The organism is Enterobacter hormaechei ATCC 49162 (assembly GCF_001875655.1).
Classification (GTDB): Bacteria; Pseudomonadota; Gammaproteobacteria; order Enterobacterales; family Enterobacteriaceae; genus Enterobacter; species Enterobacter hormaechei.
On record NZ_MKEQ01000001.1, the window covers coordinates 3,754,936 to 3,779,132 of the forward strand.

The window sequence follows — 24,197 nt, forward strand, 5'->3', positions numbered from 1 at the left end:
TCTGATTAGCGTTTACTACTTGTTGCTGGACGTATTTTCGAACTGCTGCGTCAGGTAACTGCTGGTAGAGTTCAGCGAGTTCATCATGACGTCTAATTGCGTAAATTGTTCTTTATAACGCGCTACCATGGTGTCGATACGCTCGCTGGCCGCGTTATATTGCTTAGTTAAATTGTTCAGGGTTTTACTGACGCCATCTTTGGCAGCCTGAATGATGCCGGTGCTGGAGAGCCAACCTGTGAGGTTTGTTCCAACGGTGGTGGTGATACCGGATGTTTTCCCGTCACCGATCAGCAGGTCTTTGATACCAGCCGCGCTGTTTTTCATTGCCGCGCTAAGCTTGTCATCATCCACTTCCAGTTTACCGGTGCTTGGGTCGGTGGTGATGCCAGCTTGAGCAAGGGTCTTGATATTGGAACTGGTGTGAGGGTTATTCAGCACGCTTCTCAACTGAGTCTGAATAGTGCGTAGCGTACTGTCGCCTAATAACGCGCCGTTGCTGGTATTCTGAGCGTCTGAGCCTGCATCCACTGCTGTATATTTTGTCAGGCTGCTAAAGGTGTCTTGCAGTGAGTTATAAGCGGTAACCCAGTCGTTTATCGCTTTGGTTGCTTTGCTGGTGTCGTTGGTGATGGTTAAGGTCTGGTTGCCGCTCGTAATATCATTCAGGTTCAGCGTGATGTCTTCCAGCGCATCGCTGATGGTGTTACTGCTGTTTTCTATGTCGACGTTGTTGACTTTTAGTTTAGCGTTTTGCGCGTTAACGCTTTCTAGCATGCCGTTGCTGGCATCACCTTTCGTGCCGTTGTAACCCATAAAAGATTGCAGCGCCGAATCGCCGCTGACGCTGATGGTCATCGCATTGTCTTCGCCAGTCTCTTTAGAGGTAATGGACAGACGATACTCACCATTACCAACGTTAATAATACTGGCGCTAACGCCTGCATCCGCTTTATTGATTGCGTCGCGGATGCCTGTCAGAGACGAGTTTGCTGCGCTGATATCAATAGTGACGGGTTTTTTATCGCCGCCCTGCTGAATGGTGATCTTGCTGTCCGCGGTTGCAATCGCCGTTTTGCTGTCGCTTTGAGTTTTTGACGTAGTCAGCGTTTGGGCCTGAGCGAGCTGCGACACACTAATGGTGTATTTACCCGCGATTGCGCTGCCGGTAGTGGTTGCGCTAAACGCCGTTGAGCTGCTAATCGTGGTGGTCGCGGTAAAGAGGTCCGCTTTACTTAACGCAGTATTTGCCGTCTGGAAGGATTCCAGTGCACTTTTCAACGTGCCGTAGGCGCTGAGTTTTGCTGTGTAGGAAGACTGCTGTTTGGTGATTGGCGTTAACTGAGCCTTCTGTGCAGCGGTAAGACTATCCAGAATGTCTCCTAACTGTAGACCTGAGCCGACTCCCAACGTAGAAATACTTGCCATATTTAATCCTTAATGTAACGACACGTAGAACGAATAGTGTGGTTATCGGCCTCAACTCAGGAAAGTTTACGGTTAGGTTCAAATTTTTAATGGCGAGAATAACGCTATTGGAGAAGAGTATTTCTGTGGCTAAAAAAAATGATGCGATCCTGAAAAAAATTCTAATAGGTTGTTTTGGACCAGACGATAACACCTTTGACGGCGATGAAGCCGAAGGGTGGAAACCCAAATCTAATCCACAGATTTGATGAACAACAGGAAACGAAATCATGGCACAAGTCATTAATACCAACAGCCTCTCGCTGATCACTCAGAACAACATCAACAAGAACCAGTCTTCAATGTCTACTGCCATTGAGCGTCTGTCATCCGGTCTGCGTATCAACAGCGCAAAAGATGACGCTGCTGGCCAGGCGATTGCTAACCGCTTCACCTCTAACATCAAAGGTCTGACCCAGGCTGCACGTAACGCCAACGACGGTATCTCCGTTGCGCAGACCACTGAAGGCGCACTGTCTGAGATTAACAACAACTTACAGCGTATCCGTGAGCTGACCGTTCAGTCCTCTACTGGTACTAACTCCCAGTCTGACCTGGACTCTATCCAGGACGAAATCAAATCCCGTCTGGATGAAATTGACCGCGTATCCGGTCAGACCCAGTTCAACGGCGTGAACGTGCTGGCAAAAGACGGCTCCATGAAAATTCAGGTTGGCGCGAACGATGGCCAGACCATCACCATCGACCTGAAAAAAATCGACTCTGATACTCTGGGTCTGAACGGCTTCAACGTAAATGGTAAAGGTACTATCACCAATAAAGCTGCAACTGTAAGTGATTTGACATCCGCTGGGGCAAAGCTGAATGCTACTACCGGAAATTATGATCTGACCACCACTAACAAAGATCTGACTACAGATGTCGCTTTCAGTAAGTTAAAAACAGGCGATACCGTTACGACTAACGGCGCTACTTATACTTATGATGCAAAAGCAGGTAACTTCACCACTACTAAATCAACTAATGGTGCTGACGAAGCGGCTAAAACTGCAAACCGTGATGCATTAGCTGCTACCTTAAAAGCAGATCCAGGTCAGACTGCAAGTGGTACATATACTACTAAAGACGGTACCGTAAGCTTTGACACGGACTCTTCTGGTAATATCACCATCGGCGGTAAAGCAGCATTTGTAGATGATGCCGGTAACCTGACGACAAACAATGCAGGCGGCGCGGCGGCTGCAACCATGACCTCTGTGTTAAAAGCTGCCAGTGAAAACGCAGACGGTGCTACGCTGAACTTCAAAGGTACAGAATATACCGTTGCTACAGGTGGTACCGCAGCAGCATCAGGAGTGGTCACCTACAAAGCGGCTGTAAGCACAGACATCGTTCTGGCGGAAACCAAAGCCAACACTACTACTGTTAACATGAATTCTGGTGTGCTGAGTAAGGCTCTGACCTTCGATGCTACCGGTGCTTCAAATGATGCGACCTATGTTGACGATGCTGGCAATATCACTGATGTAGCTGATTACACTGTGTCTTATGCGGTTAACAAAGACAATGGAAATGTTACTGTTGCAGCTTATTCATCAGCAACCGATACTAATAAATCTTATTCTCCGACAATTGGAGCAGCAGTAAACGTTACTTCTGCAGGTAAAATTACTACTGACGCAACCAGCGCCGGTACTGCAACGACCGATCCTCTGGCGGCCCTGGACGACGCTATCAGCTCTATCGACAAATTCCGTTCTTCACTGGGTGCAGTACAGAACCGTCTGAGCTCTGCGGTAACCAACCTGAACAACACCACCACCAACCTGTCTGAAGCGCAGTCCCGTATCCAGGACGCCGACTATGCGACCGAAGTGTCCAACATGTCTAAAGCGCAGATCATCCAGCAGGCCGGTAACTCCGTGCTGTCCAAAGCTAACCAGGTTCCTCAGCAGGTTCTGTCTCTGCTGCAAGGCTAATCACCTGATTAAGCTCAAACCCCGCTTCGGCGGGGTTTTTTCTGTCCACGTACATACGTAACCCCCCAAATAACCCCTCATTTCACCCACTATTCACCCGATTAAAACCCCTCCAGAATCGGATAATCATGCCGATAACTCAACTAACGCAGGGCTGTTTATCGTGAATTCACTCTATACCGCTGAAGGTGTAATGGATAAACACTCGCTGTGGCAGCGTTATGTTCCGCTGGTGCGTCACGAAGCATTGCGCCTCCAGGTGCGTTTGCCGGCGAGCGTGGAACTGGACGATCTGCTACAGGCGGGCGGTATCGGGTTATTGAATGCAGTTGACCGGTACGACGCTCTGCAAGGAACGGCATTTACGACTTACGCAGTGCAGCGTATTCGTGGTGCGATGCTGGACGAGCTGCGCAGCCGCGACTGGGTGCCGCGCAGCGTTCGCCGCAACGCGCGCGAAGTGGCGCATGCGATGGGGCAGCTGGAACAGGAACTGGGGCGCAACGCGACGGAAACCGAAGTGGCGGAGCGTCTGGGTATTCCTGTTGAAGAGTATCGTCAGATGTTGCTCGATACCAATAACAGCCAACTCTTCTCTTATGATGAGTGGCGCGAAGAGCATGGCGATAGCATCGAGCTGGTGACGGATGAACACCAGCAAGAAAACCCGTTACACCACTTACTGGAAGGGAATTTACGCCAGCGCGTGATGGAAGCGATTGAAGCTTTACCGGAACGTGAGCAACTGGTGTTAACCCTCTATTACCAGGAAGAGCTCAATCTCAAAGAGATTGGTGCCGTGCTGGAGGTGGGTGAGTCACGGGTGAGCCAGCTGCACAGCCAGGCCATTAAACGCCTGCGCACAAAACTGGGTAAGTTATAGGTGATTGATTCGCCTTGGAAATGCCGCACAACGTATTGACAACCAGGAGTTATCATGACGGTGCAGCAATCTAAAAGACGGCCTTTAAGCCGCTACCTGAAAGACTTTAAACACAGCCAGACGCATTGCGCCCACTGTAAAAAATTACTCGACCGCATCACGCTGGTTCGTCGCGGTGAAATCGTGAATAAGATTGCGATTTCCCGCCTCGACACGCTGATGGATGAAGCCGCCTGGCTTGAAGAGCAAAAAGAGTGGGTAGCGCTTTGCCGTTTCTGTGGCGATCTCCATTGCAAAGAGCAAAGCGACTTCTTCGATATTATCGGCTTCAAGCAATTCCTGTTTGAACAAACGGAGATGAGTCACGGCACCGTGCGTGAATACGTGGTTCGCCTGCGCCGCCTGGGTCAGCATTTGACCGTGCAAAATATCTCCCGCGATCTGCTGACAACCGGTTACCTGGATGAAAATCTGGAGCCCTGGCTGCCCGCCACCAGTACCAACAATTACCGCATCGCGCTGCGTAAGTACGCGCAATATAAAGTCCAGATGCCGGGTGTCATAAAGCAGAAAGTCCACGCCGGAACAACTTCTGATATATATTAAAAAAGAATAAGATGTAGCGCAGCCGCCTTTGACGTTGCAGGCGATTTCTCTACACTACTCAAAAATTCCACTGTATCGGAGTACTTATGAAATTAGCACTTCTGGGTCGTCAGGCGCTGATGGGGATGATGGCCGTTGCGCTGGTCGCGGGGATGAGCGTGAAAACGTTCGCGGCAGAAAATCTGCTCAACAAAGTCAAAGAGCGCGGCACGCTGCTGGTTGGGCTGGAAGGCACCTATCCTCCGTTCAGCTTCCAGGGCGACGACGGTAAACTGACCGGTTTTGAAGTGGAGTTTGCGCAAGAGCTGGCTAAGCATCTCGGTGTAAAAGCCTCTCTGAAACCGACCAAATGGGACGGGATGCTGGCGTCACTGGATTCCAAACGTATTGACGTGGTGATTAACCAGGTGACCATTTCTGACGAGCGTAAGAAGAAGTATGACTTCTCCACGCCGTACACTGTGTCCGGTATCCAGGCGCTGGTGAAGAAAGGTAACGAAGGCAGCATTAAATCCGCCGCAGACCTGAAAGGGAAGAAAGTCGGCGTGGGTCTCGGGACTAACTACGAAGAGTGGCTGCGTCAGAACGTGCAGGGCGTGGACATCCGTACTTACGATGATGACCCGACCAAATATCAGGACCTGCGCGTAGGCCGTATCGACGCTATTCTGGTTGACCGCCTGGCAGCGCTGGATCTGGTGAAGAAAACCAACAATACCCTGGCCGTTGCGGGTGATGCGTTCTCCCGTCAGGCGTCCGGCGTGGCGGTGCGCAAAGGCAACGAGGATCTGCTGAAAGCCATCGACGGCGCCATTGCTGAGATGCAGAAAGACGGCAGCCTGAAGGCGCTCTCTGAGAAGTGGTTCGGCGCAGACGTGACGAAATAAGTCTCTGACTGACAAAAAAAGGCGCTTTTAAAAGCGCCTTTTTTATTTCTCGCGCGTCTGCGTGCATAATGAAATAACAATTGTTTGCGTGACCGGAGGAACCATGTCACTACAGAATTTAACGCGCTTTCCTCGTCTGGAATTTATCGGCGCACCCACGCCGCTGGAGTATCTGCCGCGATTTTCTGACTATCTGGGGCGCGATATTTTCATTAAGCGTGACGATGTGACACCCATGGCGATGGGCGGAAATAAGCTGCGCAAGCTGGAATTTCTCGCCGCCGATGCCCTGCGTGAGGGGGCGGACACGCTGATCACCGCCGGGGCAATTCAGTCTAACCACGTTCGCCAGACGGCGGCCGTGGCGGCGAAGCTGGGACTCCACTGCGTAGCCCTGCTGGAGAACCCGATCGGGACGCAGGCAGAGAATTACCTGACTAACGGTAACCGTCTGCTGCTGGATTTGTTCAACGTGCAGGTTGAAATGGTCGACGCGTTGACCGACCCTGCTGCACAGCTCGACGAGCTGGCGACGCGTCTGGAAGCGCAGGGCTTTCGTCCGTACGTGATCCCGGTTGGCGGCTCGAATGCGCTGGGTGCCCTTGGCTATGTTGAGAGCGCGCTGGAAATCGCTCAGCAGTGCGAAGGTGCGGTGAGTTTATCCTCAGTGGTGGTGGCGTCCGGCAGTGCGGGTACCCATGCCGGTTTAGCGGTCGGGCTTGAGCAGTTAATGCCGGACGCAGAGCTGATTGGCGTAACGGTTTCCAGAAGCGTTGCGGACCAGAAGCCGAAAGTCGTTACGCTGCAACAGGCGGTGGCTGAACAGCTTGCGCTTCAGGCGAAAGCGGAAATACTGCTGTGGGATGACTATTTCGCGCCGGGCTATGGCACTCCCAATGATGAAGGGATGGAGGCCGTTAAGCTGCTGGCCCGTCTTGAAGGTATTCTGCTCGACCCGGTCTACACCGGCAAGGCAATGGCGGGCCTGATCGACGGCATTGCCCGCAAGCGCTTTAAGGATGAAGGACCCATTTTGTTTGTTCATACTGGCGGGGCGCCTGCGCTGTTTGCCTATCATCCTCATGTCTAAAAATCAGGTAGAAAAATAATAATGCAAGAAAGTATTCAACTGGTTATTGATTCGCTGCCGTTCTTGCTAAAGGGCGCGGTGTTTACTTTACAGCTCAGTATCGGCGGGATGTTCTTCGGGCTGGTGCTCGGGTTTGTGCTGGCACTGATGCGCATGTCGAACATCTGGCCGGTGCGGTGGCTGGCGCGGTTTTACATCTCCGTGTTCCGCGGAACGCCGCTTATCGCCCAGCTGTTTATGATTTACTACGGGCTGCCCCAGTTCGGTATCGAACTGGATCCGATCCCGGCGGCGATGATAGGTCTGTCGCTGAATACGGCGGCGTACACCTCGGAAACGCTGCGTGCGGCAATCTCGTCCATTGATAAAGGGCAGTGGGAAGCGGCGGCCAGTATCGGGATGACCCCGTGGCAGACGCTGCGCCGGGCGATCCTGCCCCAGGCGGCGCGCGTGGCGCTGCCACCGCTGAGCAACAGCTTTATCAGCCTGGTCAAAGACACCTCGCTTGCGGCCACCATCCAGGTGCCGGAGCTGTTCCGTCAGGCGCAGCTGATCACGTCGCGCACGCTGGAAGTGTTTACCATGTATCTGGCGGCCTCGCTGATTTACTGGGTGATGGCGACGGTACTGTCCGCTCTGCAAAACTATTTTGAAAACCAGCTTAACCGCCAGGAGCGTGATCCCAAATGAGTGCAATTGACGTCAAAAACCTGGTGAAAAAATTCCACGGGCAAACGGTGCTGCATGGCATTGACCTTGAGGTTGAGCAGGGTGAAGTGGTGGCCATTATCGGCCCGAGCGGGTCAGGCAAAACCACGCTGTTGCGCAGCATTAATTTACTGGAGCAGCCCGAAGGCGGGACGATCCGCGTGGGCGATATCACCATTGATACCGGGAAATCCATTAACCAGCAAAAAGGGCTGATTCGCCGCCTGCGTCAGCATGTCGGCTTCGTGTTCCAGAGCTTTAATCTTTTTCCGCACCGCACGGTGCTGGAAAACATTATTGAAGGCCCGGTCATCGTCAAGGGTGAACCTAAGGAAGACGCGACGGCCCGCGCCCGCGAGCTGCTGGCGAAGGTTGGCCTGGCCGGGAAGGAGACGAGCTATCCGCGTCGCTTATCGGGCGGGCAACAGCAGCGTGTCGCCATTGCGCGCGCGCTGGCGATGCGCCCGGATGTGATCCTGTTTGACGAACCCACATCCGCGCTCGATCCTGAGCTGGTCGGGGAAGTGCTGAACACTATCCGCCAGCTGGCGCAGGAGAAACGCACGATGGTGATTGTGACGCATGAGATGAGCTTCGCGCGCGATGTTGCCGATCGGGCTATTTTCATGGATCAGGGGCGGATAGTCGAGCAGGGGCCAGCTAAAGCGCTGTTTGCCAATCCGCAGCAGCCCCGAACCCGTCAGTTCCTTGAAAAATTCTTAATGCAGTAGCATTTTTGCGCTCAATTTGCTCCAGATGCCGCGTCTGGAGCAAATTATCCTCCCTTAAACGCCAGTCTGTTGCTTTTTTATTCCGCCCGGTTTGGATAAGCCATCGCCAAATTAAAGATAATCTGTCTGTGGCCGATATTTTATATAAATTATCATGCTTTATGTGTTAGGTTATATTCACCATAATAATGATTATCTTTATCAGAGGCTTCATTCAGTAAGTATGAGGGATATAGACTTTTTCACCTGGCGACGGGAATGCTTCCTCCGGTTTCAGGAAATGACCTGTGCCGAAGAGGTATATCAGGAACTTCAGCGACAAACGCAGGCGCTTGAATTCGATTATTATGCGCTTTGTGTTCGACACCCTGTGCCATTTACCCGCCCGCGAACGTCCGTCCATTCCAGTTATCCACAACAATGGATGGCGCAATATCAGTCCGAGAATTATTTCGCCATCGACCCGGTACTCAAGCCGGAGAATTTCATTCAGGGACATTTGCCCTGGACGGATGAATTATTCGCGGATGCCCAGCAATTATGGGACGGCGCGCGGGACCACGGTTTACGCAAAGGAATAACGCAGTGTCTGATGTTGCCAAATCATGCGCTCGGTTTCCTCTCGGTATCACGTAACAGCTTGCAGGCAAACGCCATATCCAGTGAAGAAGTTGAGCTGCGTTTGCAAATGCTGGTCCAGATGGCGCTCACCACACTGTTGCGCTTTGAACATGAGACGGTGATGCCGCCTGAAATGAAATTCAGCAAGCGTGAGCGGGAAATTCTGAAATGGACCGCAGAAGGGAAGACGTCGGCAGAAATCGCCATCATTCTCTCGATCTCGGAAAATACCGTGAACTTCCACCAGAAGAATATGCAGAAGAAATTCAACGCACCGAATAAGATCCAGATAGCGTGTTATGCCGCAGCGACGGGACTTATCTGACTGATATCACGTTCTGCGTGTCAGACGAGAAAACGGCTGAATGCTCTGCATCCAGCCGTTTTTTGTTACTGGCGGTAGGCTTGTTTAATTTGCTTAACTGTATTGGCAAAAACAGCGGACTCCGCCTGGTCTTCCATCTGCGCGATCTGTTTTTCCATTTTAATGATCACACGACCAGCATCAGCCTGGCCCATCGCTTGTAGCATAAGCGTCAGCAGCGACTTCAGGCAGTTTACTTCCTGTGCCAGTTCCTGGTTATTCTCGGCAGTGGCAAATTCAGGTGTGCTCATTTATTTTCCTCATTATAAAACAGCGCATGAGCGCGACGATGAAAGTTAAGGCGGCGGAGTATACCACAAGCTATGGCAAAAAATGCAGTGGTTGTTTTTTATACTTTTCCGCGTATTGATTATTGGCGGGGGCGGATTATGAAGGTAATCTGTCCAATATGTTAGCGGCAATTAAATGTTTATCGCCGGTTCGCTATTCGTTAATTGTTGTTACAAAAAATCGCTCGCTCTTTTTCGATTGAGTTAACAACTGTTTTGGTAAATTTTTGAATGTCGATGCTAAAAAATAGCGGTAAAATCGCAGCGTACAAGGGTTTTCTTTCCACTTGCTGTACAGCCTAATTTCCAAAAACGAGACCAGAATCGAATAGCGGGTTTTTTAGCGTTTTAATCTTGCCTGGAAAACCGTTAATATAAACCCAATTAGCAGTCAGTAGCGTTATCCCTATTCTGGAGACATTTCCTTTGATCAACGTCCTTCTTGTTGATGACCACGAACTGGTGCGCGCAGGGATACGACGCATTCTTGAAGATATAAAGGGTATTAAAGTTGCCGGCGAGGCGTGCTGTGGCGAAGATGCCGTCAAATGGTGTCGCGCTAACTCCGCAGACGTGGTGCTGATGGATATGAACATGCCCGGTATTGGCGGGCTTGAAGCCACGCGCAAAATTGCGCGCATGTTCGTTGATACCAAAGTCATCATGCTGACCGTCCATACCGAAAATCCGCTGCCAGCCAGAGTTATGCAGGCGGGTGCTGCCGGGTATCTCAGTAAAGGCGCCGCGCCGCAGGAAGTCGTCAATGCGATCCGCACCGTTTTCGCCGGGCAGCGTTACATCGCTTCTGATATTGCTCAACAGATGGCCCTGAGTCAGATTGAACCGGAAAAAACGGAATCTCCGTTTGCCAGTTTGTCTGAGCGCGAATTGCAGATTATGCTGATGATCACTAAAGGTCAGAAGGTGAATGAGATTTCAGAGCAGCTGAATCTTAGCCCGAAAACGGTCAACAGCTATCGCTATCGGATGTTCAGTAAACTGAACATCCACGGTGATGTCGAGCTGACTCACCTGGCCATTCGCCATGGTTTGTGCAATGCGGAGTCGTTAATAAGTCAGTGAGTGAAGCGTTCGATTCAAAAGCATTTCTGAAAACCGTCACCAGCCAGCCAGGCGTCTATCGTATGTACGATGCTGGCGGTACGGTTATCTATGTCGGTAAGGCAAAAGATCTGAAAAAACGCCTTTCCAGCTATTTCCGCAGCAACCTTGCCTCCCGTAAAACCGAAGCGCTGGTCGCACTCATACATAACATTGATGTCACCGTAACGCACACGGAAACGGAAGCGCTGCTGCTTGAGCACAACTACATAAAGTTGTATCAGCCGCGCTACAACGTTCTGCTGCGCGATGATAAGTCCTATCCGTTTATCTTTCTGAGTGGCGACACGCACCCGCGTCTGGCGATGCATCGTGGCGCTAAGCATGCGAAAGGTGAATATTTCGGACCCTTCCCGAACGGTTATGCCGTGCGGGAAACGCTGGCGCTTTTGCAAAAAATCTTCCCTGTTCGCCAGTGCGAAAACAGCGTTTATCGCAACCGCTCCCGGCCGTGCCTGCAATACCAGATTGGCCGCTGCCTGGGGCCGTGCGTTGAAGGGCTGGTGAGCGAAGAGGAGTACGCGCAGCAGGTGGAATATGTCCGCCTGTTTTTAGCCGGGAAAGACGATCAGGTGCTGACGCAACTGATCGCCCGTATGGAAAAAGCCAGCGCGGCGCTGGAATTTGAGGAGGCCGCACGCATCCGCGACCAAATTCAGGCCGTGCGCAGGGTGACCGAGAAGCAGTTTGTTTCCAATACGGGCGACGACCTTGATGTAATCGGCGTAGCCTTTGACGCCGGTCTGGCCTGTGTTCACGTGCTGTTTATTCGTCAGGGCAAAGTGCTCGGCAGCCGCAGCTACTTCCCGAAAGTGCCGGGCGGCACCGAACTGGGCGAAGTGGTGGAGACGTTTGTCGGCCAGTTTTATTTGCAGGGTAGCCAGATGCGTACGCTGCCATCCGAGATCCTGCTCGACTTCACGCTCGACGATAAAACCCTGCTGGCGGAGTCGCTTTCGGAGCTGGCAGGCCGCCGGGTGAATGTCCAGACGAAACCGCGTGGCGATCGCGCGCGTTATCTGAAGCTGGCGCGAACCAATGCCGCCACGGCGCTGACCACCAAACTGTCCCAGCAGTCGACCGTCAGCCAGCGTTTAACCGCGCTTGCGACGCTGCTCAAGCTGCCGGAAGTGAAACGCATGGAATGCTTCGACATCAGCCATACGATGGGTGAGCAGACCGTGGCGTCGTGTGTGGTCTTTGATGCCAATGGCCCGCTGCGGGCAGAGTATCGTCGTTACAACATCACCAGCATTACGCCGGGTGACGATTATGCCGCCATGAACCAGGTACTGCGTCGTCGCTATGGTAAGGCGATTGAAGAGAGCAAAATTCCGGACGTTATTCTCATCGACGGCGGGAAAGGGCAGTTGGGGCAGGCGAAGGCGGTATTTGAATCGCTTGATGTGGAGTGGGATAAACACCATCCGCTGCTGTTAGGGGTGGCGAAAGGGGCGGATCGTAAGGCTGGCCTGGAAACGCTGTTCTTTGAGCCGGAAGGCGAGGGCTTTAGCCTGCCGCCGGACTCCCCGGCGCTGCATGTGATCCAGCATATCCGCGATGAGTCGCACGATCACGCCATCAGCGGACACCGCAAAAAACGGGCGAAAGTGAAAAATACCAGTACCCTTGAGACGATTGAAGGCGTCGGTCCAAAACGTCGCCAGATGCTGTTGAAGTATATGGGCGGATTGCAAGGATTACTCAATGCCAGCATGGAGGAAATTGCAAAAGTGCCGGGTATTTCGCAAGGGCTGGCAGAAAAGATCTACTACTCGTTGAAACATTGAGGGCTCTGTAGCAACATAGAGCTAAATTTTACTGACAACAGACAGTTACCGTCATCATGCGATTTAATATCCCTACGTTGCTCACTCTCTTTCGCGTTGTGCTCATTCCGTTCTTCGTCCTGGCATTTTACCTGCCGGTCGTCTGGGCACCTTTTGCCTGTGCGCTCATTTTCCTGATCGCTGCCGTTACGGACTGGTTTGACGGTTATCTGGCGCGTCGCTGGAACCAGAGTACCCGCTTTGGCGCGTTCCTCGATCCGGTTGCGGATAAGGTGATGGTGGCAATCGCGATGGTGCTGGTGGCGGAACATTATCATACCTGGTGGGTGACGCTGCCAGCCGCGACCATGATTGGCCGTGAAATTATTATCTCTGCCCTGCGCGAGTGGATGGCGGAGCTGGGTAAACGCAGCAGCGTGGCGGTGTCCTGGATCGGTAAAGTCAAAACCACGGCACAGATGGCGGCGCTGGTGTGGATGCTGTGGCGTCCAAATGCCTGGGTAGAGTGGGCTGGCATTGGTCTGCTGTGGGTTGCGGCGGTGCTGACGCTGTGGTCAATGCTGCAATATTTGAACGCTGCACGCGGTGATTTGCTTGAACAGTGATCGTTTCGGCTTAATTTTCAGCAAACGATCCTGAGATGCAAAAAATAACGTTGACTCAAAACGTCATATCAGTAGAATGCAACGCATCGAACGGCGGCACAGTTAGCCGGACGATAATGAAATCAAGTGGTTAGAAGTAGTTAAATAGTTACTTGATAACATGCGGGAATAGCTCAGTTGGTAGAGCACGACCTTGCCAAGGTCGGGGTCGCGAGTTCGAGTCTCGTTTCCCGCTCCAGATTAAAGCATCGGCAGTTTGCGGGTGTAAGTCGAAAGACAACAGATTTAAGGCGCGTTAGCAAAGCGGTTATGTAGCGGATTGCAAATCCGTCTAGTCCGGTTCGACTCCGGAACGCGCCTCCACTTTCTTCCCTGGCCGGATGGTGGAATCGGTAGACACAAGGGATTTAAAATCCCTCGGCGTTCGCGCTGTGTGGGTTCAAGTCCCACTCCGGCTACCATGGGAAAAAGCAGAATAATCAAAGCAATAAGCAGTGTCGTGAAACCACCGAAAGGTGGTTTTTTTGTGTCTGGCATTCTGCTAATGACCAACCTTCATTCCTGACCTTCCCGTAATAAAACAGCGATCCTTTGCAACGGAATTAAACAGATACGCATTATGCTATCGTGTAGCGGGCGCGAAATGCGGTTTGAACATGTGCACGTTTGCGACCCCGATTCTCCATGCCATCACCTCATTTAAGGGACGCTATGTCTTTACCGCCATTGTATGCACTGCGTGCGTTTGAAGTTGCTGCGCGGTTGAACTCCTTCAGTAGAGCCGCTGAAACGCTCAATATTACGCCGGGCGCGGTCAGCAGACATGTTCGTACCCTTGAACTGTGGTTCGACTGCGAGCTTTTCAAAAGACAAGGTCCTCGGGTAGAGGTGACTGAAGCCGGGCGAGTGCTTGCCGGGCAGCTTAACGAAAGCTTCACGAGCATTGAATGGGCCTGCCGGGCATTTCGCAGTGAAAACCACCTGCTGCGGCTTAAAGCTCCCAGTACCCTGACCATGCGATGGCTTCTCGACGTGCTGCGGTCCTTTCGTCATCAGCATGCGAAGCCACAGGTTGAGATTGCCAGCGTCTGGATGGATATTGATACCGTTGATTTCAATCTTGAGCCATACGACTGCGCCATTCTTCTCGGCAATGGGCGTTTTGGTGACACAACGGAAAGCCAGCTGCTTTTTCAAGAGTGGCTTATCCCGGTTTGTACCCCATCACTTATCGAACCGGCGCGGCAACGGCTTCCGCAATGCGAGTTGATCCATCCTTCACCGGACAGACGTGACTGGCGGCGCTGGCTGCGAAGAACAGGGTTGTTCCCGGGCCTCGATATGAGCAGCGGCATGGTGTTTGATACCCTTGAACAGGGAAGTATCGCCGCGATGAACGGGCACGGCATCGCTATCGCTGACCTGCATCTCACGCTTGATGCCCTGAAAAGCGGCCTGCTGGGCCTGCCTTTCAGGGAAGCTATCGCGACGGGGGATGGCTATTACCTCGTCTGGCCAAAAAATTCGCTCAAAAGAGAGAGCATTCAGCATCTTCTGGCCTGGCTGCAAAACCATACCCCGGTCGTTCCGGCGCTGGATATCGATTATCTGGAATATGATGACAGTCGGGTTTATTAATACCGTTATGAGTAAGATATGTTAGCCATCTTTTTATAACGTTCGGGCAACGCGCTGTTCAGGTTGAGCACCTTATCCAGGATATAAAATGCTGGCGTGTTTTTCTGTTGTTCAGCGTCAATGATTGCCGCGCGTAATAGCGTGGCGGCAGACGAAATCTTGTGAAAATACTCTTCTGACTCGGGGGTCTGTAATTCACCGGAGGTAGCGTAACGCACGTCCGGCCAGCCAGAGAAGTTGAGCAGCGGGAGGGGGCTGCCTGCTTCGGGCTGACAGGATGAAAGCAACGCAGCTGCTTTTTTGGGATCGCTATGGGCAACGGAAAGCATATACACGCGCTGCGAAAAGGGTAACAGGGCGTCAGAATGATTTTTGGTGGCGATAAGCATGGTCATAAAATTCGCTATATCGCCATCGGATGGCGATATAATTTTCATTAACTGAAATAAAGCATCAAGTGTCATGGTTGCCCCGGTTCCTCTCATTATGACTATTCAGTTTGCGCCTGAATGTTTTTTCCGCCCCCCCGTCAGGGTAGGTCGAGAGGATAATATTGGAAGGGGTGAGTTTTTGAAAAACGATTAATAATGGCAATCACTGTGAGTTTTTCTCACTATAGCCTCATGGTTTACACTCCACCCAGATACGCCTTCCTCACCTCCGGATCTTTCAGCAACGCCTCGCCGCTGCCGCTTAACCGAATCTGCCCGTTAACCATCACATAGCCACGGTCGGACAACTTCAGCGCGTGGTGCGCGTTCTGCTCGACCAGAAAAATCGTCATCCCGTTACGGGCCAGTTCCCGCAGCGTCTGGAAGATCTGTTTAACCACGAGGGGCGCGAGGCCGAGGCTGGGTTCATCCAGCAGCAGAAGTTTGGGACGGCTCATCAGCGCGCGGGCGATAGCCAGCATCTGCTGTTCACCGCCGGAGAGCGTCATCGCCCGCTGGTTACGTCGCTCTTTGAGGCGGGGGAAGAGGTCGAACATGCTTTGTATATCTTCCGCTGCATGCTGATTACCGACGGGGATTGTCCCCATCAGCAGGTTCTCTTCTACAGACATATCCGGGAAAATGCGGCGTCCCTCAGGTGCCTGCGCGATGCCGCCGGTGGCGACATAGTGGGTGGATTTATGGCTGATATCCTCGCCGCAGAAGAGGATTTTCCCGTTGCGAATGCGTGGCTGACCAAAAACAGACATCAGTAATGTTGATTTCCCCGCACCGTTAGCGCCAATTAAGGCTACGGTTTCCCCTTTGTTTACCTCCAGCGAAACCTGCTTCAACGCCTGGATCACCCCGTAGAAAACATCCACATCCTGAAACTGAAGCATCGGTTCGCTCACAGATTTACCTCGCTTTCGTCGGTGCCCAGATACGCGGCAATCACCTTTTCATTGTGCTGGATCTCAGCCGGTTTACCTCTGGCTATCACATCGCCGTGATCGAGCACAATGATGTCATCTGAAATGCCCATCACCATCCCCATATCATGCTCGATCAGCAAAACCGTGATGTCGTGATGGTCGCGCAGGAAGCGGATGATTTCGCTCAGCTTATGGGTCTCCACAGGGTTCAGGCCGGCAGCGGGTTCATCGAGACAAATCATCTCCGGGCCGGTACACATGGCGCGGGCGATTTCGAGACGTCGTTGCTGGCCGTAGGACATTTCCCCGGCCAGCCGGTTCGCGCAATCTACCAAATCCACCACTTCCAGCCAGTAAAACGCCCGGTCCAGCGCATCGCTCTCTGCCCGACGATAAGCCGGGGTGTTAAGCACCCCCGCCAGCAGGTTGCGGTTGACGCGCATGTGCTGTGCCACCAGCAGGTTTTCCACAACGGACATCTCGCGGAACAGGCGGATGTTCTGAAACGTACGCGCAAGACCCGCGCGGTTCACCAGATGCGTGCCGCCAAACATCTTATAGAACAGGCGTTGACCAAGCTGCGCCGGGTGCAGCCAGTCGTCCGGCTGGAATTTCTGGCCGAGCACCTGAATGACATTGGTGGTTTTATGGCGTGCATTGAACAGTATGTTGCCGCCGGAGGCCCGGTAGAAACCGGTCAGGCAGTTAAAGACGGTCGTTTTTCCTGCGCCGTTAGGCCCAATGAGCGCGGTAATGGAACCGCGCTGCACTTCAAGATTAACGTCGTTTAAGGCCTTGATCCCGCCGAAATGCATCATCAGATGTTCTACACGCAAAATCGTCGCGTTCATGGCGCCACTCCTTTCCGCACGGCAAACCCGCTGCGGTTGATGCGGATCAGACCGCGAGGCCGCCAGATCATCATCACCACCATCAGCATGCCAAACAGCAACACGCGATATTCCGCAAAGCTGCGCAGCAGCTCCGGCGTAACGGTCAGCACAAAGGCGGCCAGTACGACGCCGACGGTGGAGCCTATCCCGCCCAGAACCACAATGGCGAGGATCAGAGCCGATTCAAAAAAGGTGAAAGAGGTCGGGTTAACAAACCCCTGATAGGTGGCAAAAAACACCCCGGCGATACCTGCCGTTGACGCGCCCAGGGTGAACGCCGAGAGTTTGACCAGAACGTGATTCAGCCCCATGGAACGACAGGCAATTTCATCCTCACGGAGCGCTTCCCACGCTCGTCCAATGGGCATGCGGGTCAGCCGGTGTTTAACGTACAGCACCAGCATGACCACCAGGAAAAGCACCGCATAGATAAAGATAAACTTCATGTTGGGGTTATAGGTCAGGCCGAAGAACTCGTGGAAAGGGACGCCGCCTTCTTTGGCGCGTCGGCCAAACTCCAGGCCAAACAAGGTCGGGGCAGGGGCTGAAACGCCGTTAGGCCCGCCGGTGAAGCTGAGCCAGTTGTTCAGCACCAGGCGGATGATCTCGCCAAACCCGAGCGTGACGATGGCGAGATAATCCCCGTGCATGCGCAGCACCGGAAAGCCGAGCAGGGCGCCCGCGCCCGCGGCCATTAGCGCCGCCAGCGGCAGCATGCTCCAGAACCCAAGCCCCAGATACTGATACCCGAGCGCCAGCCCGTAAGCGCCGATGGCATAGAAGGCGACATAACCCAGATCCAGCAGCCCTGCCAGGCCAACAACAATGTTCAGCCCAAGACCGAGCAGGACGTAAATCAGCCCGAGAATGGCAACCGTCAGAACGTATTTAGTGGCCACAAACGGGAAGCAGATCGCCAGCGTGATAATCAGCGGAATGATCCAGCGCATGCGGCTTTTATACTCTGGCGGCCGGACGTACACCCCCGCATTGTCAGATTCAAACCGCGCATGCAAACGTCTTCCGGCCGCCGTGGCTGAAAAGGCGCTCAGAAAAAAGCGCCCCAGCATCACGGTGCCAACAATCCACGCCAGCCGCTGGCCATCAAAGTTAAAGCTGTAACCATCCAGTATGACACCCGCAATCGGGCCGAAAATAATCAGGGCAATCATTCCGGAAAAAATCGAGTCCAGAACGCAGCGCTTCAGAGAAAAACCGTCAGAGGTCATCGCGTTGTTCCTTACACTTTAGCCACGACAGGGCGGCCCAGCAGCCCCTGAGGACGGAAGATCAGAATTAAGACCAGCAATCCAAACGAAAAGACATCCTTATAATCCGAGTTTACCATCCCGGAGAATTGCGCTTCTGCGACGCCCAGAATCAGCCCGCCAAGCATCGCGCCGGGCAGAGAGCCGATGCCCCCCAGCACCGCCGCCGTAAAAGCCTTAATGCCGATAACGAACCCGACGTAAAAATCAAAGGTGCCGTAATTCATGGTGATCAGCACACCCGCCAGCCCGGCCATGGCCGCGCCGATAACAAACACCAGCGAAATAATTCTGTCGGTGTTGATGCCCAGGATGGAGGCCATCTTACGATCCTGCTGCACCGCACGGCACATGCGCCCCAGCCGGGTACGGTTGATAATCCAGGTCAGCACCAGCATGCCCGCGAACGAGGCGATGAGAATAAAGACTTTGGTATAGGTTATCTGGACAAACCCTTCGCCGAGGTGAAAACGTAGCACGCCATCCAGCATGGTGGGCACGCCCTGCTGCCGAGGGCCCTGGCTGAGCTGGACGTAGTTTTGCAGTATCAGCGACATCCCGATAGCCGAAATCAGCGGCGCCAGACGCGTCGAGTTGCGTAGCGGCTTATAGGCGATGCGCTCAATCGTCCAGCCATACACACCGGTGACCACGACGGTGAAAACCAGCGTCCCCAGGATCAGCAGCGGAAAGGAGTGGAGTCCAAAAAACGCCAGCAGCGCCAGGCCAATGGCCGAGAGATAGGCGGAGATCATATACACTTCGCCATGGGCGAAATTGATCATACCGATGATGCCGTACACCATGGTGTAGCCAATGGCGATAAGACCGTAGACCGAACCCAGCGTTAAGCCATTAATTAATTGTTGCAGGAAGAATGTACTCATGGTTGCGCACCTGAATAAAGGGTTACGCCGACAGGCAGACCTGCCGGCGCTGAGCAGATTCCGTCCCGTTATGGCACTTCTTTATATTTGCCTTTGTCGTCCCACTGGTAGACCACGTAGTCCGACACCTTGAGGTCACCTTTGCTGTCCCAGGCTTTTTTACCCATCACCGTGTCGACAGGGTTGGCCTTCAGCCACTCGCTGGCTTTTGCGGAATCTGTCCCTTTCGTGGCCTTGAATGCCGCCGCGATAGCCTGTACAGACGCGTAGGCGTAGAGGGTGTATCCCTCTGGTTCAAATTTACCGGCGCGGAATTTCTCGATGACGGCTTTTCCGTCCGGGATCAGGCGCGGATCTTTACCGAACGTCATGTAAATACCGTTGGTGTACTGCGCCCCACCGGCGGCGGTGACCATCTCTTCGTTGACGATACAGTCACCCGAAAAGAACTTCGCCTGCACGCCCTGTTCACGCATCTGGCGAACCAGTGGGCCCGCTTCCGGATGACAGCCCCCGAAGAACACCACGTCCGGTTTTTGTGCGCCAATTTTGGTCACCAGCGCGTTAAAGTCTTTTTCCCCGCGCGATAGCCCTTCGTACATCACATCCTTAACGCCGCGTTTCGCCAGCGCCGCTTTGGTGGCGTCCGCGAGCCCCTGACCGTAAGTGTCTTTATCGTGGATGATGACCACCCGTTTGGCATTCAGCTTATCGATAATAAAATCGCTGGCGACCTGGCCCTGCTGGTCGTCACGACCGCACATGCGGAACATATCGCTCATGCCACGCTCGGTAATCAGCGGGTTCGTAGAGCCGGGGGTAATGGAGAGGATCCCGGCATCGCTATAGACCTCGGAGGCGGGCATGGTCGACGAGGAGCAGAAGTGGCCGACGACCGCTTTCACTTTATCCTGATCGACTAAGCGGTTGGCAACGGCGACGGCCTGTTTGGGTTCGCAGGCATCATCGCCCTGTACCAGTTTGATTTTCTCACCGTTGATCCCGCCTGCGGCGTTAATGTCTTCCGCCGCCTGCGTAGCGCCATGCCAGTATTGATCGCCATAGGTCGCATTCGGGCCTGTGAACGGCCCGGCCACGCCGATCACAATATCGGCCTGCGCGGAAAAGGCCGTCACCAGACAACCAGCCAGCACAAGGGAGAGGGGAGTTTTGGTAAATTTCAGCGACATTATTATGTTCCTTAGCAAAGAGGTTTTTGCACCAGGTATAAACCCGAACGCCTGATGGCATCGTTAATCCAAAAACAAGAGCGAGAACAAAATGCACTTTAGAAGCAATCTCCTGCTTAATACGGCGAGGATCCTACGCACCGCGAAGCGCGCAGAACATTAAGCAAAAAGGTTGCCAGAATGGTTAATCCCTTGACCGGGTCACAACATGTTGAGTATAGAGTGCCGTTTTACGCGCCTTTGCGGGATGAGATGAATTTACAGCGGAGATCACATCTCCTTAACAACAAAGCCCATAAGTTGTGCAACGGTCACGATTTGCACGTTTTTGCAGCAATAAAGACCTAAACTTCAGATAGGCACGCGCGGCGATATATGTCAGGATCGTTTTTTTTATCAGGAGTATCAGCAATGGCTGAAGGCCCATTAAATGAAAGCGAGATGGCGTGGCTGGAAGAGACATTAATCTCTTACGGTCACGACGATGCATCCGTGATTGACGTGTCCGAACTGGACGGCATGCTTACCGCAGTACTTTCCGGTCCCGTTGTGGTGGAGCCCGACACCTGGCTGGTGGCGGTCTGGGGTGGTGAGAAGTATATTCCGCGCTGGAAAAACGATCGTGAGATGAACCGTTTTATCGATCTCTGCTTTAAGCACATGAACGATATTGCCGAGCGTCTGAGCGAATACCCGGATCAGTTTGAACCGCTGTTTGGTTATAACGACGTTGACGGTCAGAGTTACACCGTGGTGGAAGAGTGGTGTTATGGCTACATGCGCGGCGTGGCGCTGACGGACTGGTCATCCCTGCCGGAATCGCTGGAAGCGGACCTGGCCGTGATTGCCCTGCACGGCACGGAAGAAAACAGCGAGAAGCTGGATGCGCTGACCGAAGAAGAGTACATGGACAGCATTGCGAGCATTCAGCCTGCGGCGCTGCGTTTGTATAACTACTGGGTGGCGAACCCGCAGCAGCCGGAAGCGAAAAAGCCTGTCGTGAACGGGTCGAAGGTGGGGCGGAACGATCCGTGCCCGTGCGGGAGTGGGAAGAAGTTTAAGAGTTGCTGCCTGCATTAATCAGAATTTGTTGCACAGGTGGAATTGTTTCGTTCACCTCGAATCCAACAGAAAATAATACGTTCTTTACCTGTGAACGAGATAAGGGGGCCGCCGCGGCCCCCTTATCAATCCCCGCGGCCCCTTGAGACCACTAAGATGATTGAGGCTAAATAAGTTACCCCACTTCCGGCAGCATCCCCGCTGCAATCAGCACCTGCACCAGAATAATCGCCACCCCACACCCAAACACCACGCACAGCAGCGGCTTACCACCCGCCACGCGGTATCCTTGCTGCGGATGTTGCTGGCGGCTCTTCCACGCCAGCAGGGAAGGTAACAGCAGGGCCAGTACCGATAACGCTACGCCAGCATACCCCAGCGCCATCACAAACCCGCGAGGGTAAAAGAGCGCGAAGGCCAGCGGCGGCAGGAAGGTCATTGCCCCCGTCTGTAAGCGTCCGGCAACGGTGTTGCGACGCTGGAACAGGTCCGCCATATAGTCAAACAGGCCAAGCGCCACGCCGAGGAAGGAGGTTGCCAGCGCCAGGTCGGCAAACAGATGTACCGCCAGCTCCACGTGTGAAGAGGCCACTACGTTACGCAGGGCAACCAGGAAACCATTCAGCCCAGAATGTTGTGCCATCAGGCCAATAAAGGTGGTGGAATCAATACTGCCCAGCGTCACCAGCTGCCAGAACAGGTAGGCAATCAGCGGAATGGCGCTGCCGATAACAAAGACGCGGCGCAGCTTGCGGATATCACCGTTCATATAGCTCACGATGCTCGGCACGCTGCCGTGAAAACCGAAGGAGGTAAAAATCACCGGGATGGCCGAAAGCGCCAGACCCTTCTCCAGCGGCAGGGAGAGCAGGTTAACCTTGTGAACATGCGGTGCCAGCAGCACCAGCATCACAACAAGAAAGAGGATTTTGGCGCTGAATAAAAAGCGGTTAAACAGATCCACCAGCGACGTGCCCGCGCAAACCACGCCGCCACCGATCAGCGTAAAGACGATGGCGCCCGTTTCCGGTGAAAGCGAGGCACCGAAGCCGTCATTGATGCTTGACGCAATCAGCTCCCCGGCGCCGCTGATGTAAGCGGCAGTCAGGGCGTACATCAGGAACATCATGCTGAAACCGGTGATCCACTGCCCGTAGCGTCCAAGGTAGCGTGCCGCCAGAGAGCCTAAGCCGGTATCGGCAGGGACATGCTGATAAACCTCCAGCAATAATAGCGCGGTGTAACACATCAGGGCCCACAGGCTGCCCAGCAGCAGTACGGTAACGCTAAATCCGACGCCTGCGGCAGCCAACGGCATGGCCAGCATTCCTGCGCCAATTGTCGTTCCGGCGACGATAAAAATACTTCCCAGAGTTCTGTTCTTCACGCTTTCCTCTACAACGCTTCCATATCGCGACTCATTCTGCGGCGCAGAGTAAGGGAAAAGGCGTATCTCGTCAAATCACCGTTACAGTGTCTGTAATGAATGCTTTACAAAATGAGGGCGGGATGCGGCGCCAGCGAAAAGCGCGTGGAGAGAGAAGTGGAGAGGCTGCGTTTTTTAGTTGAGAGGTAAATATGTCACTGCATGGAGACGACGTGCTCAATGGCGTCCACGCATAAAAGTAAAATCTGTTGTCATGAAATAACGCGGTGCTGAATATTCAGCACCGCGTCAGGATTAATTCTGCGTATCAAGAGTGGATAGCTCTTTATCAATAAAGTACAACCCTTCCCCGGATTTACCCGCCAGAGATAATTTATCCAGCACGGATTTAAACAGCTTCTCTTCCTCGTGCTGTTCAGCCACATACCACTGAAGGAAATTAAAGGTTGGATAATCCTGGCTGGTCATGGCGGCATGAGCCAGTTCATTAATTTTCTGGGTGATCAGCTGTTCGTGCTCATACGTGGCGCGGAACAGTTCATCAAGAGAGCCGTACTCGGCGAAAGGCGACGCCACGTTATCGATGCGCGGCAGGCTGCCGGTGTCCGTCAGGTAGTCAAACAGACGCTGCATGTGCGTCATCTCTTCCTGGGCATGACGACGCAGGAAGGCGGCTGCCCCTTCAAAGCTGTGATAGCTGCACCAGGCGCTCATCTGCTGATAAAGCAGGGAAGAAAACAGCTCAAGGTTCATTTGTGCATTGAGCTTGTCGATCATTTCAGTTTTTAACATGGTGCAGCTCCGGTTTATTTATTCTGGTTCACGATGAGCGACACTATAATTTGTTATTTAATTATTTGCAAAAAGTAAAATAAATATTTCTTTATTAAAAATACGAATGGGAATAAAACGCATTGCCGCCATTTATATTTATTAATGAGAATTGTTTATGTTCTTATTAAATAAACTGCCAGCGTGACTGGCAGTCGCGGTTAATACCACGGATTCTGGCTGGAAGAGGTAACAGCATATCCCTGACATTTATACTGAATGGTCACACTTTCGTTCAGACACAGCGAGCCGCTGATCAGGGTGCAGGTTTTAATGGGCTGCCCGTAGGCTGATGCGGTGGCATAGCCCATGTTTTGACAGGCTTTGGTTGCCGTACCGTTATTGAGATAGTCATCAGACCAGGCGTTTTGCAGCATGGCCTGGCCATAGTCGAGGCGCACAATTCCGTTTGGGGCGTCCGTACTGCTGACTTCTGCCTGACGGTTGATGCTGCACCCGGCGAGCAACAGGATCGTTCCGGCTATGATTACACGTTTCATGGTTCACTCTGCGTGACGGGAAATAGGCCATTGTAACCAGCCTGATGGCGAGCAATGGCCGGAATAGCCGG

The 24,197-nt window shown here is 53.1% G+C and carries 25 protein-coding genes and 3 tRNA genes; 16 read left to right on the forward strand and 12 right to left on the reverse strand.

Going from position 1 to position 24,197, the window contains the following annotated elements; all coding sequences use genetic code 11:
* Window positions 1-15 precede the first annotated feature (15 nt).
* Window positions 16-1,428 (reverse strand): flagellar filament capping protein FliD, encoded by a 1,413-nt coding sequence (gene fliD / locus BH712_RS18495; RefSeq protein WP_006811146.1) that lies wholly within the window; start codon window positions 1,426-1,428, stop codon window positions 16-18.
* Between the two features lie 269 nt (window positions 1,429-1,697).
* Here fliD and BH712_RS18505 point away from each other — a divergent pair, with 269 nt between their 5' ends.
* From BH712_RS18505 to sdiA, 8 genes are all read left to right on the forward strand, one after another.
* Complete coding sequence (locus BH712_RS18505) at window positions 1,698-3,407, forward strand: FliC/FljB family flagellin (RefSeq protein WP_006811144.1); 1,710 nt, start codon at window positions 1,698-1,700, stop codon at window positions 3,405-3,407.
* A 163-nt stretch (window positions 3,408-3,570) separates the two neighbouring features.
* A complete protein-coding gene (locus BH712_RS18510; protein WP_003859623.1) occupies window positions 3,571-4,290 on the forward strand; it encodes an RNA polymerase sigma factor FliA in 720 nt (239 codons plus the stop codon).
* 54 nt (window positions 4,291-4,344) lie between these two features.
* On the forward strand, window positions 4,345-4,896 hold the full coding sequence (fliZ, locus tag BH712_RS18515; RefSeq protein WP_006811142.1) for a flagella biosynthesis regulatory protein FliZ: 552 nt from the start codon (window positions 4,345-4,347) through the stop codon (window positions 4,894-4,896).
* An 86-nt stretch (window positions 4,897-4,982) separates the two neighbouring features.
* Window positions 4,983-5,783: a cystine ABC transporter substrate-binding protein gene (gene tcyJ / locus BH712_RS18520; protein ID WP_006811141.1), complete on the forward strand. Its 801-nt coding sequence runs from the start codon at window positions 4,983-4,985 to the stop codon at window positions 5,781-5,783.
* Window positions 5,784-5,886: 103 nt separating this feature from the next.
* Complete coding sequence (gene dcyD, locus BH712_RS18525; protein ID WP_006811140.1) at window positions 5,887-6,873, forward strand: D-cysteine desulfhydrase; 987 nt, start codon at window positions 5,887-5,889, stop codon at window positions 6,871-6,873.
* Window positions 6,874-6,894: 21 nt separating this feature from the next.
* Window positions 6,895-7,563 carry a cystine ABC transporter permease gene (tcyL, locus tag BH712_RS18530; protein WP_003859632.1) on the forward strand — a complete coding sequence of 223 codons (669 nt, stop codon included), beginning with the start codon at window positions 6,895-6,897 and terminating at the stop codon, window positions 7,561-7,563.
* Window positions 7,560-8,312: an L-cystine ABC transporter ATP-binding protein TcyN gene (tcyN, locus tag BH712_RS18535; RefSeq protein WP_006811139.1), complete on the forward strand. Its 753-nt coding sequence runs from the start codon at window positions 7,560-7,562 to the stop codon at window positions 8,310-8,312. Before tcyL ends, tcyN begins: the two co-directional genes overlap by 4 nt.
* Window positions 8,313-8,535: 223 nt before the next feature.
* Complete coding sequence (gene sdiA, locus BH712_RS18540) at window positions 8,536-9,258, forward strand: quorum-sensing transcriptional regulator SdiA (protein WP_006811138.1); 723 nt, start codon at window positions 8,536-8,538, stop codon at window positions 9,256-9,258.
* Window positions 9,259-9,323: 65 nt separating this feature from the next.
* Here the strand turns inward: sdiA and BH712_RS18545 are convergent, their stop codons facing one another.
* Both BH712_RS18545 and BH712_RS25300 read right to left on the reverse strand, forming a co-directional pair.
* Complete coding sequence (locus tag BH712_RS18545; RefSeq protein WP_003859644.1) at window positions 9,324-9,548, reverse strand: DUF2594 family protein; 225 nt, start codon at window positions 9,546-9,548, stop codon at window positions 9,324-9,326.
* Complete coding sequence (locus BH712_RS25300; RefSeq protein ID WP_418235935.1) at window positions 9,535-9,615, reverse strand: hypothetical protein; 81 nt, start codon at window positions 9,613-9,615, stop codon at window positions 9,535-9,537. Before BH712_RS25300 ends, BH712_RS18545 begins: the two co-directional genes overlap by 14 nt.
* Before the next feature lie 398 nt (window positions 9,616-10,013).
* Between BH712_RS25300 and uvrY the strand changes: the two genes are divergently transcribed.
* The 7 genes from uvrY (at window position 10,014) to BH712_RS18580 (ending at window position 14,742) form a co-directional block, all read left to right on the forward strand.
* Window positions 10,014-10,670 carry a UvrY/SirA/GacA family response regulator transcription factor gene (uvrY, locus tag BH712_RS18550; RefSeq protein ID WP_006811135.1) on the forward strand — a complete coding sequence of 219 codons (657 nt, stop codon included), beginning with the start codon at window positions 10,014-10,016 and terminating at the stop codon, window positions 10,668-10,670.
* Window positions 10,667-12,499 carry an excinuclease ABC subunit UvrC gene (uvrC, locus tag BH712_RS18555; RefSeq protein ID WP_006811134.1) on the forward strand — a complete coding sequence of 611 codons (1,833 nt, stop codon included), beginning with the start codon at window positions 10,667-10,669 and terminating at the stop codon, window positions 12,497-12,499. Before uvrY ends, uvrC begins: the two co-directional genes overlap by 4 nt.
* Window positions 12,500-12,555: 56 nt before the next feature.
* Complete coding sequence (pgsA, locus tag BH712_RS18560) at window positions 12,556-13,104, forward strand: CDP-diacylglycerol--glycerol-3-phosphate 3-phosphatidyltransferase (RefSeq protein ID WP_003859652.1); 549 nt, start codon at window positions 12,556-12,558, stop codon at window positions 13,102-13,104.
* A gap of 162 nt (window positions 13,105-13,266) precedes the next feature.
* Window positions 13,267-13,342 (forward strand) — tRNA-Gly (locus BH712_RS18565).
* A 51-nt stretch (window positions 13,343-13,393) separates the two neighbouring features.
* Window positions 13,394-13,467: transfer RNA gene (locus BH712_RS18570), tRNA-Cys, on the forward strand.
* Between the two features lie 11 nt (window positions 13,468-13,478).
* Window positions 13,479-13,565 (forward strand) — tRNA-Leu (locus BH712_RS18575).
* A 250-nt stretch (window positions 13,566-13,815) separates the two neighbouring features.
* Window positions 13,816-14,742, forward strand: a complete 927-nt coding sequence (locus BH712_RS18580) for a LysR substrate-binding domain-containing protein (protein ID WP_006811133.1) — start codon at window positions 13,816-13,818, stop codon at window positions 14,740-14,742.
* Window positions 14,743-14,747: 5 nt separating this feature from the next.
* On the opposite strand, the gene BH712_RS18585 is transcribed toward BH712_RS18580, so the two are convergent.
* The 6 genes from BH712_RS18585 to BH712_RS18610 all read right to left on the reverse strand — a co-directional run bounded on the left by BH712_RS18585 (window position 14,748) and on the right by BH712_RS18610 (window position 20,346).
* On the reverse strand, window positions 14,748-15,206 hold the full coding sequence (locus BH712_RS18585; protein ID WP_032673926.1) for a hypothetical protein: 459 nt from the start codon (window positions 15,204-15,206) through the stop codon (window positions 14,748-14,750).
* A 164-nt stretch (window positions 15,207-15,370) separates the two neighbouring features.
* The gene (locus tag BH712_RS18590) at window positions 15,371-16,087 is read right to left on the reverse strand and encodes an ABC transporter ATP-binding protein (RefSeq protein ID WP_006811131.1); all 717 of its coding nucleotides are present in this window, start codon (window positions 16,085-16,087) and stop codon (window positions 15,371-15,373) included.
* Window positions 16,084-16,959, reverse strand: coding sequence for an ATP-binding cassette domain-containing protein (locus tag BH712_RS18595; protein ID WP_006811130.1), 876 nt, complete (start codon window positions 16,957-16,959; stop codon window positions 16,084-16,086). Before BH712_RS18595 ends, BH712_RS18590 begins: the two co-directional genes overlap by 4 nt.
* The gene (gene livM, locus BH712_RS18600; protein WP_006811129.1) at window positions 16,956-18,230 is read right to left on the reverse strand and encodes a high-affinity branched-chain amino acid ABC transporter permease LivM; all 1,275 of its coding nucleotides are present in this window, start codon (window positions 18,228-18,230) and stop codon (window positions 16,956-16,958) included. Before livM ends, BH712_RS18595 begins: the two co-directional genes overlap by 4 nt.
* A gap of 11 nt (window positions 18,231-18,241) precedes the next feature.
* Window positions 18,242-19,156: an ABC transporter permease subunit gene (locus tag BH712_RS18605; protein ID WP_006811128.1), complete on the reverse strand. Its 915-nt coding sequence runs from the start codon at window positions 19,154-19,156 to the stop codon at window positions 18,242-18,244.
* Between the two features lie 68 nt (window positions 19,157-19,224).
* Window positions 19,225-20,346, reverse strand: a complete 1,122-nt coding sequence (locus tag BH712_RS18610; protein WP_006811127.1) for a branched-chain amino acid ABC transporter substrate-binding protein — start codon at window positions 20,344-20,346, stop codon at window positions 19,225-19,227.
* Between the two features lie 411 nt (window positions 20,347-20,757).
* On the opposite strand from BH712_RS18610, the gene BH712_RS18615 reads away from it, so the two are divergent.
* Window positions 20,758-21,426, forward strand: coding sequence for a YecA/YgfB family protein (locus tag BH712_RS18615; protein WP_006811126.1), 669 nt, complete (start codon window positions 20,758-20,760; stop codon window positions 21,424-21,426).
* A 157-nt stretch (window positions 21,427-21,583) separates the two neighbouring features.
* On the opposite strand, the gene tyrP is transcribed toward BH712_RS18615, so the two are convergent.
* The 3 genes from tyrP to yecR all read right to left on the reverse strand — a co-directional run bounded on the left by tyrP (window position 21,584) and on the right by yecR (window position 24,126).
* Window positions 21,584-22,795 carry a tyrosine transporter TyrP gene (gene tyrP / locus BH712_RS18620; RefSeq protein ID WP_032673925.1) on the reverse strand — a complete coding sequence of 404 codons (1,212 nt, stop codon included), beginning with the start codon at window positions 22,793-22,795 and terminating at the stop codon, window positions 21,584-21,586.
* A gap of 294 nt (window positions 22,796-23,089) precedes the next feature.
* Window positions 23,090-23,587: a non-heme ferritin gene (gene ftnA / locus BH712_RS18625; protein WP_003859676.1), complete on the reverse strand. Its 498-nt coding sequence runs from the start codon at window positions 23,585-23,587 to the stop codon at window positions 23,090-23,092.
* Between the two features lie 200 nt (window positions 23,588-23,787).
* A complete protein-coding gene (yecR, locus tag BH712_RS18630) occupies window positions 23,788-24,126 on the reverse strand; it encodes a YecR family lipoprotein (protein WP_006811123.1) in 339 nt (112 codons plus the stop codon).
* Between the last annotated feature and the right edge of the window lie 71 nt (window positions 24,127-24,197).